Here is a 14,425-nt window from a genome sequence, read left to right on the forward strand (position 1 = left end):
ATCGCGGCACAAGGCCGCTCCCACACTGGCCGCACCTACCCTGTGAATATGGGCATACACCGTCAATGTGGGAGCGGCATTGCGCCGCGATGGGCTGCGCAGCAGCCCCGGCGTTTACCGAATCGCGTGCAAGGCTTGCTGGTCGGCATGGTAGGACGAGCGTACCAGCGGCCCCGACGCCACATTCCTGAAGCCCATCGCCACAGCCTGCTCGGCGAACCAGGCAAAGGTATCCGGGTGCACGAACCGCTGCACCGGCAGGTGGCTGCGCGAAGGCTGCAGGTACTGCCCCAGGGTCAGCATGCCGACCTGATGCTCGCGCATGCGCTGCATCGCTTCCAGCACCTCCTCGTCGGTTTCCCCCAGGCCCAGCATCAGCCCGGACTTGGTCGGCACCCCGGGCACCCGGCGCTTGAAGTTCTCCAACAGGTCCAGCGACCACTCGAAGTCCGACCCCGGCCGTGCCGCCTTGTACAAGCGCGGCACGGTCTCCAGGTTATGGTTGAACACATCCGGCGGCGCCTGTTCGGTGATGGCCAGGGCCACGTCCATGCGCCCCCGGTAATCCGGCACCAGGGTTTCCAGCTTCGTGCCCGGCGACAGCTTGCGGATTTCGCGCAGGCAGTCGACGAAGTGCTGGGCACCGCCGTCGCGCAGGTCGTCACGGTCCACCGAGGTGATTACCACGTACTTCAGGCGCAGCTCGGCAATGGCGATCGCCAAGTGCTTCGGCTCATCGGCATCCAGCGGTTTCGGCCGGCCATGGCCGACGTCGCAGAACGGGCAACGCCGGGTGCAGATGTCGCCCATGATCATGAAGGTCGCCGTACCACCGGAAAAGCACTCGCCCAGGTTCGGGCATGAGGCTTCTTCGCAGACGCTGTGCAGCTTGTGCTTGCGCAGCAGCGCCTTGACCCGGGCGACCTCGGGTGACGTGGCGATTTCCACGCGGATCCAGTCGGGTTTGCGCGGCACTTCCTCGGTGGGCAGGATCTTCACCGGTATGCGCGCCACCTTTTCGGCGCCGCGCAGTTTCAAGCCGGCTTGCAGGGGCTGCGGGCGCGTGGCCGCAGTCAGGGTCTGGTTCATGTTCATGCTCCGCCAGTCAGGGCTTCATCCACGGTTGCTTCATCCACGAGGCTTCATCCACGGCCGATTCAGGCGCGGTAGACCGGATATTCCGCACACAGCTTGGCCACCGACCCGGCCACCTGGGCCTCGACATCGGCATCACCAAGGTGGTCGAGGATGTCGCAGACCCAGCCCGCCAGGGCCACGCACTCTGCAACCTTGAAGCCGCGGGTGGTGACGGCCGGAGTGCCGATGCGCAGGCCCGATGTCACGAACGGCGACTGCGGGTCGTTGGGCACGGCGTTCTTGTTGACGGTGATGTGCGCGCGGCCAAGGGCGGCGTCGGCGTCTTTTCCGGTGAGGCCCTGGCGGATCAGGCTGACCAGGAACAGGTGGTTGTCGGTGCCGCCGGACACCACGTCGTAACCGCGTTCGATGAACACCTGGGCCATGGCTTGGGCGTTTTCGATGACCTGTTGCTGGTAGCGCTTGAACTCAGGCGCCAGCGCTTCCTTGAAGCACACGGCCTTGGCGGCGATGACGTGCATCAGCGGGCCACCCTGGGCGCCAGGGAATACGGCAGCGTTGAGCTTTTTCTCGATCGCTTCGTTGGACTTGGCCAGGATCAGGCCGCCACGCGGGCCGCGCAAAGTCTTGTGGGTGGTGGTGGTGACCACGTCGGCGTACGGCAGCGGGTTGGGGTACAGGCCAGCGGCAACCAGGCCGGCGACGTGGGCCATGTCGACGAACAGCAGCGCACCGACCTTGTCGGCGATAGCGCGAAAGCGTGGGAAGTCGAGGGTCTTGGAGTAGGCCGAGAAGCCGGCAACGATCATCTTTGGCTTGTGCTCGACCGCCAGGCGCTCGACTTCGTCGTAGTCGATCAGGCCGGTGTCGGTGTTGATGCCGTACTGCACAGCGTTATAAAGCTTGCCCGAAGACGACACCTTGGCGCCGTGGGTCAGGTGGCCGCCGTGGGCCAGGCTCATGCCCAGGAGGGTATCGCCAGCTTGCAGCAGGGCCAGGTACACCGCGCTGTTGGCGGAAGAGCCAGAGTGCGGCTGGACGTTGGCGTAATCGGCACCGAACAGCAGCCTGGCACGTTCGATGGCCAACTGTTCAACCACATCGACGTGTTCGCAGCCGCCGTAGTAGCGCTTGCCCGGGTAGCCTTCGGCGTACTTGTTGGTCAGCTCGGTGCCCTGGGCCTGCATCACTTGCGGGCTGGTGTAGTTCTCCGAGGCGATCAGCTCGATATGGTCTTCCTGGCGCTGCACTTCGCGGCTGATGGCCGCTTGCAGTACAGGGTCGAAATCGGACAGGGTCAGGCTTTTATGGAACATGCGTGTGCTTCCTTGTTGTTGTGGGCAGGCAAGGCCCGGACCGGGACCGGGTCCGGGCCCGAGCGGTCAGGCATCCTGGTAGAGCGACAGGGGTGGGCAGGCGCACGCCAGGTTGCGGTCACCGTAGACGTTGTCCACGCGCCCCACCGGCGGCCAGTACTTGTTATCGCGCAGCGCTGGCAGCGGGTACACCGCCAGCTCGCGGGCATAGCGATGGGGCCATTCGCCGACCAGTTCGCTGGCGGTATGCGGTGCGTTCTTCAGCGGGTTGTCGAGCTTGTCGAGGGTGCCGTTCTCCACCGCGCGGATTTCCTCACGGATACAGATCATGGCCTCGCAGAAGCGGTCGAGCTCTTCCTTGGACTCGCTCTCGGTTGGCTCGACCATCAACGTGCCCGCCACAGGGAAGGACATGGTCGGGGCGTGGAAGCCGAAATCGATCAGGCGCTTGGCCACGTCTTCGACGCTGATGCCACTGCTGTCCTTTAGCGGGCGCAGGTCAAGGATGCACTCGTGGGCCACCAGGCCGTTCTCGCCGGTGTACAGCACCGGGTAGTGCTCCTCCAGCCGCCGGGCAATGTAGTTGGCACTCAGAATGGCCAGCTGCGAGGCGCGCTTGAGCCCTTCCCCACCCATCATGCGGATGTACATCCAGGTGATCGGCAGGATGCTCGCGCTGCCATAAGGCGCCGCGCAGACAGCGCCCTCTTTGTGCGCCATGTGCGCGTGGCCGGGCAGGAACGGCGCCAAGTGCGCCTTGACACCGATCGGGCCGACCCCGGGGCCGCCGCCGCCGTGGGGGATGCAGAAGGTCTTGTGCAGGTTCAGGTGCGACACGTCACCACCGAACTTGCCCGGCGCGCAGAGGCCGACCATGGCGTTCATGTTGGCGCCGTCCAGGTACACCTGGCCGCCGTGCGCATGGATGATGTCGCAGATGCGGGTGATGCCCGCTTCGAACACACCATGGGTCGAGGGGTAGGTGATCATCAGCGCGGCCAACTGGTCGCGGTGCTGCTCGGCCTTGGCTTGCAGGTCGGCCACATCGACGTTGCCACGCTCGTCGCAGTTGACCACCACCACACGCATGCCGGCCATCTGAGCCGTGGCCGGGTTGGTGCCATGGGCCGACGACGGGATCAGGCACACATCGCGGCCCGCTTCGCCGCGGCTGGCATGGTAGGCGCGGATGGCCAACAGGCCTGCGTATTCACCTTGGGAGCCGGCGTTGGGCTGCAGCGACATTGCGTCATAACCAGTGGCCTCGCAGAGCATGGCCTGCAGTTCATCGGTCAACTGGCGGTAACCGAGTGACTGTTCGGCCGGGGCGAACGGGTGCAGGTTGCCGAACTCGGGCCAGGTGATCGGGATCATCTCACTGGCGGCGTTGAGCTTCATGGTGCACGAGCCCAGCGCGATCATGGTGCGGTCCAGGGCCAGGTCCTTGTCGGCCAGGCTACGCAGGTAGCGCATCAGCGCTGTTTCAGAGTGGTAGCGGTTGAACACCGGGTGCTGTAGGAACGCGGTTTCGCGCAGCAGTTGCGCCGGCAGGCGATCGCCACTGTCAGCGGCCAGGGCGGCGAAATCGGGCAGCGCCTGGCCAGGGGCGGCGAACACCTGCCACAAGGCCTCGACACTGGCCTGCTCGCAGGTTTCATCCAGCGACAGGCCGACGCGGGTCTGGTCAATCAGGCGCAAGTTCAACTGCGCACCGTGGGCGGCGGCCAGCACCTCGGCCACAGGCTGGGCAGTCACCACGCTAACGGTGTCGAAGAAGTGCGCCTGCTCCACCAGGTGCCCAAGCTGCTGCAGCCCTTGCACCAGGATCGCGGTCAGGCGGTGTACCCGCCGGGCAATCTGCGCCAGCCCCGCGGGGCCATGGTAGACCGCATACATGCTGGCAATGTTGGCCAGCAGCACCTGCGCGGTGCAGATGTTGCTGGTCGCCTTCTCACGACGGATGTGTTGCTCGCGGGTCTGCATGGCCAGGCGCAGGGCCGGCTTGCCGAAGCGGTCGATGGACACACCGACCAGGCGGCCAGGCATGTCGCGCTTGAACGCATCGCGGGTTGCAAAATACGCCGCGTGCGGGCCACCGAAGCCCAGCGGCACGCCGAAGCGCTGAGCGCTGCCCAGCACCACATCGGCATCGAATTCACCCGGTGGGGTCAGCAAGGTCAGCGCCAGCAGGTCGGCAGACACCGCCACCAACGCACCGACGGCATGGGCGCGTGCTACCAGGCTGCGGTGGTCGGCGATGGCGCCGGTGCTGGCCGGGTACTGCAGCAGCAGGCCGAAGTACGGCTCAAGGCTTTGCCACTGCAGCGCCGCTTCATCACCGATGACCACTTCTATGCCCAGGGGTTGGGCGCGGGTGCGCAGCACGTCGAGGGTCTGCGGGTGGCAATGGTGGGAGGCAAAGAATGCCGGCGCCTTGCTCTTGGCCAGGCGTTTGCAGAAGGTCATGGCTTCGGCGGCGGCGGTGGCCTCGTCGAGCAAGGAGGCGTTGGCGATCTGCATGCCGGTGAGGTCGCTGACCAGGGTCTGGAAATTGAGCAGCGCTTCCAGGCGGCCTTGAGAAATCTCTGGCTGGTAAGGCGTGTACGCGGTGTACCAGGCCGGGTTTTCCAGCAGGTTGCGCAGGATCGGCGTCGGCGTATGGCACGGATAGTAACCTTGGCCGATGTGGTTGCGAAACAGCTGGTTCTTCGCGGCGATGGCCTTGAGTGCTGCCAGGGCTTCAGCCTCGCCCTGCCCTTTGCTCGGCGCGAGCACGCTGGTGCCCTTGATGCTGTCGGGGATGACGCTGTCGATCAGGGCATCCAGGGTGTCGTGGCCGGTCAGCGCCAGCATCGCCTCGATGTCGTGCTCGCGAGGGCCGATGTGACGTGCGATGAACGCGTTATCCGTGGTCAATGCGACAGGTGCGTTGGTCATGTCGATACCCTGGTTCAGGCGTTGTCGGCCAGGAAGCGCTCATAGCCTTCCTGGTCCATCAAGGTGTCGAGGTCGGCGATGTTGGCGACCTGGATGCGGAAGAACCAGCCGTCCTTCATCGGTGAGGCATTGACCAGTTCCGGGTCGTCGGCCAGGGCCTGGTTGACCGCCACCACGCTACCGTTCAGGGGCATGCTGATGTTGCTGGCGGCCTTCACCGACTCCAGCACCGCGACTTCATTGCCCTCGGCGTACTCGCCCGGCTCCGGCAACTGCACGAACACCACATCACCCAGCGCCTCCTGGGCATAGGTGGTGATGCCGACGGTCAACTCGCCAGTCGCTTCCAGACGCAGCCATTCGTGCTCGGGGGTAAAACGCAGCGTGCTCATGGGTCTTCCTCTCTTGTTATCAGGTGGGTCCCGGTCCAGGACTGAAACCACAAGAGCAAGGGCGATGCCAACTTGTATAAAGCCTTTAATTTCAACTAGTTAGTTGAACATCGAGGTCATTTTCAAACGGCTTCTGCGGAACGAAACAGCTCCAGTGCGTCGCGCCGAGAGGCGCCCTTGAAGGGGCGTGCCAATGAATGTGGGGGCCCCGTTCCAGTGGAGTGCATTCACTCCACTGGAACGTATTGGCACCAGGGCGGCTACGCGGGCCGGCTGGCGATGCCGTATTTGCGTAAGCGCTGGCCGATTGCGGTGTGCGAGGTCTGCAGGCGCGCAGCCAATTGCCGGGTCGAGGGGTACGTCGCATACAGGTTTTCCAGCAGGGACTTTTCAAACCCCTGCACCGCTGCTTCCAGGCTGATGACCGCTTGGGCGTCAGGCTGCTGGCTGCTCAAGGCGGTGCCGGCCAGTTCCAGGTCGTCGCAGTCGATCACCTCCCCTTCGCTGATGGCTGCCGCACGGAACACCACGTTCTGCAACTGGCGCACGTTGCCCGCCCAGCGGTTGCCCAGCAGCAACGGGTGGGTGGCCAGCGCCAGCCGGCAGGGCGAGCGCTGGATCTGCGCGCAGGCCTGGCGCAGGAAGTGCTCGGCCAGCAGCAGGATGTCCTTGCCACGCTCGCGCAAGGGCGGCACCTTCAGGTTGAGCACGTTGAGGCGGTAGTAGAGGTCTTCGCGAAAGCTGCCTTCGAGCACCATGTTTTCCAGGTTGCGGTGGGTCGCACAGACCACTCGGACATTCACCCGCACCTCACCGCCGCCGCCCACCCGACGGAAGCTGCCGTCATTGAGAAAACGCAACAGCTTGGCCTGCAGGTAGGGCGACATCTCCCCCACCTCATCGAGAAACACCGTGCCGCCATCGCCCAGCTCCAGCAGGCCAGGCTTGCCGCCGCGCTGGGCGCCAGTGAAGGCGCCGGCGGCGTAGCCGAACAGTTCGCTTTCGGCCAGGCTCTCTGGCAGTGCAGCACAGTTGAGCGCCAGAAACGACGCATCACGCCGGGCGCTGAGGGCATGGCAGGCACGGGCGACCAGCTCCTTGCCAGTGCCTGTCTCACCCTGGATCAGCAGCGGCGCTTCAAGGCCGGCCACTTTGTGCAGGCGCACCTTGAGTTCCTTGAGCGCGGTCGAGTCACCAAGCAGCCCGTCCAGCCCTTCACCAGGGTCGTGCAGCAACGACGCCAGGCGCTCGCCGATGCGGCTTGGCGGGTAAAGGGTGAGCAGGCCGCCGACCAGGGCCTCGGCACCGCCACTGATGGGCGTGGCTTCCAGCAACAGCGCCTGGCCCTGGAAACCCACCTCGCACATGGGCAGGCGAAAGCCCTTGTCGATCAAGGTTTGGGCCAGGTCTGCCTCGGCAAACAGCCGCGATAACGGCTCACCAGCCGGCTCGCGGCCAATCAGGCTGACCAGCGTGGGGTTGGCCAGCAGCACATGGCCGCCAGCGTCCACCGCCAGCACCGGGTCACTCATCGCCGCCAGCAGCGCCTCCAATTGCAGGCGTCGGCGATGGCCGGGCAGGAAGTCGACCAGCTCGACCGCCTGCACACCGGCCACCCGCAACAGCGCAGCATGCAGTTCGTCCAGCACCGCCTGCTGCAGCGCCGGGGCGTCGATGTAGACGTTGGGCGGGATCATTTCCACCGCATCCAGGTTGAGGTTGCGCGCCCCCAGCAGTGCCAGGATTTCCTGGGTGATGCCGACGCGGTCGATGAAGGTGACGTGGATTCTCATCGTGATTCCCTGGTTGGCAAAACGACAACAGGGGGACGGCGCACACTGCGCTGTCCCCCTGGGTAAACGTGACGTTGGCGATCAATCCGCTTCGAAGGACAACGCAGTGTTCCCCTGTCTTTTCTGGCGGACGGACCGGTAGAACAGGCCCAGCAGCGCGAACCACACCGGCATGGCGAACAACGCCATGCGGGTGTCCGCTTCCAGGGCCAGCAAGCCGAGGATGAAGGCGAAGAACGCCAGGCACACCCAGCACATGATGGTGCCGCCCGGCATCTTGTATTTCGACGCACGGTGCAGGTGGTCGCGCCGCTTGCGGTACGCCAGGTACGACAGCAGGATCATCGACCAGACGAACATGAACAGCAGGGCCGACACCGTGGTGATCAGGGTGAAGGCGTCGAGCATGTTGGGCACCAGGTAGATCACCAGCGCACCGGCGGTCAGGCACACACAAGAGAAGATCAGGCCGTTGGACGGCACGGCGCGGCACGACAGTGCGCTGAACGTGCCCGGTGCATCACCTTCCATCGCCAGGCCGTAGAGCATGCGGCTGGTCGAGAACACGCCGCTGTTGGCCGAAGACGCCGCTGACGTCAGCACCACGAAGTTGATGATGCCTGCTGCGGCGGGTAGCCCGGCCAGCACGAACAGCTCGACGAAGGGGCTCTTGTTGGCCACCACATCTCGCCAGGGGGTAACGGCCATGATGGCGATCAACGCCAACACGTAGAAGACGATGATGCGCAGCGGAATGGAGTTGATGGCACGCGGCAGGTTGCGTTCCGGGTTCTTGGTTTCGGCAGCCGTGGTGCCGACCAGCTCGATGCCGACGAAGGCGAACACCGCAATCTGGAAGCCGGCGAAGAAGCCCATGAGGCCATGGGGGAACATCCCGTCGTCGTTCCACAGGTTGGCCAGCGTGGCGACGTTGCCAGCGGGCGACTGGTAGGCTGCCGCCACCATGTACACCCCAGTGCAGACCAATGCGCAAATGGCCACGATCTTGATCATGGCGAACCAGAACTCCAGTTCACCGAACATCTTCACCGTCATCAGGTTGAGGCTCAGCAACAGCCCGACGCAGCCCAGCGCCGGCAACCACAAGGGAATATCCGGGAACCAGAATTGTGAATAGGCGGAAATGGCGATCACATCGGCAATCCCGGTGACAATCCAGCAAAACCAGTAAGTCCAGCCCGTGAAAAAGCCTGCCCACGGGCCTAACAAATCGGCGGAAAAATCGATGAACGACTTGTACTGCAAGTTGGACAAGAGCAGTTCGCCCATGGCCCGCATGACGAAAAACAGCATGAAGCCGATGATCATGTAGACGAAGATGATCGAAGGCCCAGCCAGGCTGATGGTCTTGCCAGAGCCCATGAACAGGCCGGTGCCAATCGCACCGCCGATGGCGATCAACTGGATGTGGCGGTTGGAAAGATTACGCTTGAGTTCGTGCGTGTCACCCTCAGGCGGACAGTGACCCTGCGGCAGGTTATTCATTGTTATTTACCTTGCTAGTTTAATTGTTTTTATAACGTCACAAGTTCAACTTTCTGCCCGGATATGCCGTGGAGCATCCGGACGAGCACAAGGGAATCAGCAAGGACTATGCCAAGGAGTACAGGCCACTAAACACGGGGTTTTGTGCAACTATCATCTTTTGCCACTGTAATGAAGCCACTCCAGTGGCAAGGCTAAAGGGCACGGTGTACGACACCGAGGCGTCGTATACCGTGCCCTGCCCTGCGCTGTATTGATATCACTACAATGGAGCGCTATCAGTCCAAGCCTTGCTTTAGCGTCTAAAACAGGTGTGCCCCCGCGAATACCGGCGAAGCCGGTGCCATACACCGCGCCGCGCCATTCGCGGGGCGAGCCCGCTCCCACAGCAATAGCGCGTCCGCTGGGGTTCCTACAGTCCGTTCTAGGGATGTTTCAACCTGTGCGCACCTCGCGCCGTGGTGCGCGGCTGCGCTGTTGATCCTGCCAATCCTCTACCAACCCGACCGGCACATCGGCCGGCGCCAGCGGCTCGCGCCCGCGCACCAGGTCGGCAGCGCGCTCGGCGAGCATGATGGTCGGCGCATTGAGGTTGCCGTTGGGCTCGCTGGGGAACACCGACGAGTCGATCACCCGCAGCCCCTGCAAGCCATGCACACGCAACGCCGAGTCGACCACCGCCATGGCGTCCTCGCCCATGCGGCACGAGCCACAGGGGTGCATGGTGCTTTCCATGTTGGCACGCACGAAGGCATCGATCTGCTCGTCGGTCTGCACCTGCGGCCCCGGCGCCAGCTCCTCGCCGCGGAAGCGGTCCATCGCCGGCTGGGCGATGATCTCGCGGGTCAGGCGCACGCAGCGGCGGAAGCCCTCGCGGTCCTCTTCACTTTGCAGGTAGTTGAAGCGGATTTCCGGGTGCTGGTAAGGGTCGGCAGACAGCGCCCGCACATGCCCGCGGCTCTTGGGTTTGTTCGGCCCGGTCAGCACCATGAAACCATGGCCTTTGAAGGGTTTGTCGCCGTCATAGCGCATCGCCGCCGGCAGGAAGTGGAACTGAATGTCCGGCCAGCGCAGCCCCTTGGCCGAGCGGATGAAACCACCTGCCTCAAAATGGTTGCTGGCGCCCAGGCCATCTTTGAACAGCAACCAGCGCAGGCCGATCATCGCCTTGCCCAGCAGGCTCATCTTGCCGTTGAGCGTCACCGGCTCCTTGCAGGCGTACTGGATGTAGATTTCCGAGTGGTCCTGCAGGTTCTCGCCCACACCCGGCAGGGCATGAAGCATCTTGATCCCGGCCTTTTTCAGCACCGCCTCGGGGCCGATACCCGAGCGCTGCAGCAGGTGCGGCGAGCCGATCGGGCCGGATGCCACCAGCACTTCGCGGCTGCAATGAACCGTGTGGGTCTGGCCGCCTTCGTCGTACTCGACCCCAACCGCCCGCTTGCCATCGAGCAGGATGCGCCGGGTCATGGCGTGGGTCACGACGGTCAGGTTCGGCCGGCTCATGGCCGGGCGCAGGTAGGCATTGGCGGTGGACCAGCGCACCCCGTCCTTCACGGTCATGTGCATGGCGCCGAAGCCTTCCTGCATGTAGCCATTGCAGTCGTCGGTCTTGATGTAGCCGGCCTCGGCACCGGCTTCTATCCAGGCGCCGTACAGCGGGTTCTGCATGTTGTTGCCGTTGTTGGTGGCCAGCGGCCCGGCGCCACCGCGGTAGTCGTCGCCGCCGAACTTGAAGTTTTCGGCGCGCTTGAAGTACGGCAGGCAGTTGCGATAACCCCAGCCGTTCGCGCCCAGGCTTTCCCACTCATCGAAGTCGCAGGCATGGCCACGGATGTAGACCAGGCCGTTGATCGAGGACGACCCACCCAGCACCTTGCCTCTTGGGCAGTGCAAGCGTCGGCCGTCCAGGTGGGTTTCGGCGGCGGTCTCGTAGCGCCAGTTGTACTTCTTGGTGTTCATCGGCAAGGAAAACGCACTGGGCATCTGGATCAGCACACTGCGGTCGCTGCCGCCGAACTCCAGCACCAGCACCGAGGTGGCAGGGTCTTCGCTGAGGCGGTTGGCCAGGACGCAGCCGGCAGAGCCTGCGCCGATGATGATGTAGTCGTATCGTTTGTTCATTGTTCTAGTCCTGTACGCGAAGGCCTGCGGCCTCGATGGTGCTTTCATTGCCCTTTGGGTAGCCGCCCCAGCCCAGGCGCGTAGCCAGCAGACGGGTCAGCCCGTAATGCACCAGCCCGGCCAACAGGCAGGACGGCAGCGAGGCGGTGGCGAAGGTGAAGAAGTCGGTATGGGCCAGGGTCTGCGGGTTGAACACCACCACGTAGATGGCAAAGCCTGCCACCAGCGCCAGCAGCGCGATGGGGTTGAAACCCTTGCAGAAGCGCAGCGGCGAGCCGCTTTGCTCGGCATACAGATGGCGTAGGTTCAGGCGCTGCTTGCGCAGGAAGAAGTAATCGGCAATGCCAATGCCGGCCAGGGCGCTGTTCAGTGCCGACGTCCACACCAGGAAGATGAAGAAGCCGTCGTAGATACCCGGGGCCAACAGCACGATCACCACCGGTATGATGCAGAACAGCCCGATCAATACCCCCCAGCCCAGGCTGCGCAAACGCTCCCCGGCCAGTTGCCGCAGGCCGATCACCGCGGTGTAGAGGATGTTGACCATGCCGGTCAGGTTGGCCAGCGCCAGGAAGCTCAGGGCGATGACGCCGAATGTCATGCCGCCGGCCAGCCGCATCCAGGCCGTAGGGTCGCTGCTGCCCAGGGTGGTGGCGGCGAACAGGCTGACCGACTCGCCCAGCGAAGCAGCGCCGAAGATGCCCACCAGGTTGGGCCAGAAGGCCGTGCGCTGGTTGCTGCACAGGCGCGACAGGTTGCCGATGTAGGGCCACCAGGAGAACCCTGCGGCGATGTTGATTTCCACCGCGATCATGAAGTTGACGTGCGGGTTTTCGAAGGGTGGCTGCAAAGGCGGCATCGCCAACAGTTCGCCGAAGCTGTAACGGCGGGAGATGAAGTACATCAGCGCCAGCATGATCAGGATCAGGCTGGGCGCGATCACCGCGCTCAGGCGGCGGATCATGTCGGGCCCGCGCATGGCCACCAGCGCCGCCAGCACGATGGCCAGCAGGGCCCCGGCGGTCACCAGCCAGTCGCCGGCGTCGGGCTCGCTGTGCTGTACCAGGGTTTCCAGGTTGTCCAGCGCCCGCCCGCACATCAACCCCAGCACCGCCAGCCAGCCCATGGTCAGTATCACCACCGAGAGGATGTACACCAGGCGGCTGCCATTGACGCCGAACATGCTGCGCAGGAAGGTGAACTGCTCGACGCCATATTTGCCACACGGCAGGCAGGTGGACGATGCCGCCAGTACCACGCCGATGATGTTGCCGATGATGATCGCGGCAATCCCTTGCAACGGCCCGACGAACAGCGCGGTGGCACCGCCGATCAAAAACACCCAGGTGGCCACCGCCAACGCCGAGTTGGCGTAGGCATAGCCCCAGAAGCCCCAGACCCGTTCACCCGGCAGCAAGGGCGTGTCGCCGCGTTCGGCGGCCAGGCGAAATTCCTGCTCTCTGGCCCGGCTCATGGCTGGCCCCCCAGCACATACGCGCCGACCACCATGACCAGGGTCAGCACGGCAAGGGCGATGACGTCCGTTGCCTTCAGCGCGCCGGGCCAGTGCGCCCTGCCCTCCAGTTCTTCATAGGCGCGCAGGCGCCGTTCCAGGTCTTGTGCACGCTCGGTATCCACTTGGCTGTTCATGGGCATCACCTCGACGGGTTCTTGTTCTTGAAATTCGATGCGTTCGTGTTGCCTGCGTCGCTCGCCAAACCAGGCGACGCAGGCCGGCCCTGTCCCTCAGGGCAAGGTGATCCAGACCGCCTTGGTCTCCAGCAGAAACTCCAGTTGTTCGGCGCCCATGTCCTTGCCATAGCCCGACTGCTTGTAGCCACCGAACGGCATGGACGGGTCGAGTGTGCTGTGGGCATTGACGTAGACCGTGCCGGCACGCAGGCGCGGGATCAGCCCGTGGACCTTGCCCAGGTCGTTGGAGTAGATCGCCGCCGCCAGGCCGTACTGCGAATCGTTGGCCAGCGCCAGCGCCTGTTCCTCGGCGTCGAAAGGCATGGTTACCAACACCGGCCCGAAGATTTCCTCACGGACGATGCGCATGTCGTTGTTGCAGTGGGCAAAGATGGTCGGCTGCACGAAGAAGCCAGCGCCCTCGACCGGCTCACCGCCGTAGTACACCTGCGCCCCTTCGGCCTTGCCCAGGGCGATGTATTCCAGCACCCGCTGCTGTTGCTGGCGCGACACCATGGGGCTGATGAAGCAGTCCGGGTCCAGCCCCGGGGCGATCTTCAACGTCGCCGTGTAGCGCGCCAGCGCTTCGAGGAAGGCCGGGTAGACACTGCGCTCGACATAAGCACGGGTACCGGCATCGCACACCTGCCCCGAGTTGAAGAACACACCGTTGGCGACCGCCTCGGCCGCAGCAAAGATATCGGCATCGGCGAACACGATCACCGGCGACTTGCCGCCCAGTTCCAGGGTCAGGCGCTTCATCTGGTCCATCGCCGCCTTGCCCACCGAGCAGCCCACCGGGGTCGAACCGGTAAAGCTCAGCTTGTCGATGCCCGGGTGGCTGGACATCGCCGTGCCCACCACGCTGCCGCGCCCGGTGACAATGTTCAGCACACCGTCGGGGATGCCCGACGCCTGCACCAGCTCGGCAAAGCGCAAGGCCGACAGTGAGGTCAGCTCCGCCGGTTTGACCACCACGGTGCAGCCGGTCGCCAGCGCCGCGCCGAGCTTCCAGGCCATGGTTTGCAGGGGGAAGTTCCAGGGCACGATGGCCCCTACCACGCCGACGGCCTCCTTGCGGGTATAGGCCAGGTAGTTGCCCGGCAGCGAAGGCTCGACGGTGCGCCCATGGATCTTGCTGGCCCAGCCGGCAAAGTAGCGCAGCGTATCGACGGTGCCCTGGATGTCCACGGCACGGGCCTGAGCGACCGACTTGCCCATGTCGATCGACTCGATCTGCGCCAGCTCATCGCCATTAGCCTCGACCAGGTCGGCCAGGCGATGAATCAGGCGCTCGCGCTCCAGCGGCTTGAGCTGGCTCCACGGGCCGCCATCGAATTGCGCGCGGGCGGCACGCACCGCACGGTCCAGGTCGTCCGGGGTGCCCATGGGGATGCGCGTCAGCACGCCCTCGGTGGCCGGCTCGATGACCTCGGCGCTGGCACCATCACTGGCCTCCAGCCAGGCACCGCCGATGAACATGCGCTGGGGCTTGCTGAGAAAACGCTGGGCGGCCTCTGAAACCCCGAAGGCCTGCAGGTAGGCTTTTACCTTGTTGTCCACGGTA

At 64.4% G+C, this 14,425-nt stretch carries 10 protein-coding genes; all 10 read right to left on the minus strand.

Annotation, left to right across the window (positions count from 1 at the left end):
• Positions 1-114: 114 nt before the first annotated feature.
• Entirely contained in the window at positions 115-1,089 is a 975-nt protein-coding gene (gene lipA, locus CKW22_RS18185; protein ID WP_095064565.1) for a lipoyl synthase, read from the minus strand.
• A gap of 68 nt (positions 1,090-1,157) precedes the next feature.
• Positions 1,158-2,414, minus strand: coding sequence for a serine hydroxymethyltransferase (glyA, locus tag CKW22_RS18190; protein WP_047583408.1), 1,257 nt, complete (start codon positions 2,412-2,414; stop codon positions 1,158-1,160).
• A gap of 66 nt (positions 2,415-2,480) precedes the next feature.
• On the minus strand, positions 2,481-5,351 hold the full coding sequence (gcvP, locus tag CKW22_RS18195) for an aminomethyl-transferring glycine dehydrogenase (protein ID WP_095064566.1): 2,871 nt from the start codon (positions 5,349-5,351) through the stop codon (positions 2,481-2,483).
• Positions 5,352-5,365: 14 nt separating this feature from the next.
• Entirely contained in the window at positions 5,366-5,743 is a 378-nt protein-coding gene (gene gcvH / locus CKW22_RS18200; RefSeq protein WP_033698613.1) for a glycine cleavage system protein GcvH, read from the minus strand.
• Positions 5,744-6,003: 260 nt separating this feature from the next.
• The gene (locus tag CKW22_RS18205; protein WP_095064567.1) at positions 6,004-7,536 is read right to left on the minus strand and encodes a sigma-54-dependent transcriptional regulator; all 1,533 of its coding nucleotides are present in this window, start codon (positions 7,534-7,536) and stop codon (positions 6,004-6,006) included.
• An 81-nt stretch (positions 7,537-7,617) separates the two neighbouring features.
• Positions 7,618-9,042, minus strand: a complete 1,425-nt coding sequence (cycA, locus tag CKW22_RS18210) for a D-serine/D-alanine/glycine transporter (protein ID WP_047583411.1) — start codon at positions 9,040-9,042, stop codon at positions 7,618-7,620.
• A 435-nt stretch (positions 9,043-9,477) separates the two neighbouring features.
• Complete coding sequence (gene betA / locus CKW22_RS18215; protein ID WP_095064568.1) at positions 9,478-11,166, minus strand: choline dehydrogenase; 1,689 nt, start codon at positions 11,164-11,166, stop codon at positions 9,478-9,480.
• 4 nt (positions 11,167-11,170) lie between these two features.
• Complete coding sequence (locus tag CKW22_RS18220; protein ID WP_033698617.1) at positions 11,171-12,640, minus strand: cytosine permease; 1,470 nt, start codon at positions 12,638-12,640, stop codon at positions 11,171-11,173.
• Positions 12,637-12,816, minus strand: coding sequence for a hypothetical protein (locus CKW22_RS18225; RefSeq protein ID WP_033698618.1), 180 nt, complete (start codon positions 12,814-12,816; stop codon positions 12,637-12,639). Before CKW22_RS18225 ends, CKW22_RS18220 begins: the two co-directional genes overlap by 4 nt.
• A gap of 96 nt (positions 12,817-12,912) precedes the next feature.
• Positions 12,913-14,421, minus strand: coding sequence for an aldehyde dehydrogenase (locus CKW22_RS18230; RefSeq protein WP_033698619.1), 1,509 nt, complete (start codon positions 14,419-14,421; stop codon positions 12,913-12,915).
• Positions 14,422-14,425: the final 4 nt, after the last annotated feature.

The sequence above is a fragment of the Pseudomonas sp. Irchel s3f19 genome (genome assembly GCF_900187555.1).
GTDB classification, from domain to species: domain Bacteria; phylum Pseudomonadota; class Gammaproteobacteria; order Pseudomonadales; family Pseudomonadaceae; genus Aquipseudomonas; species Aquipseudomonas capeferrum.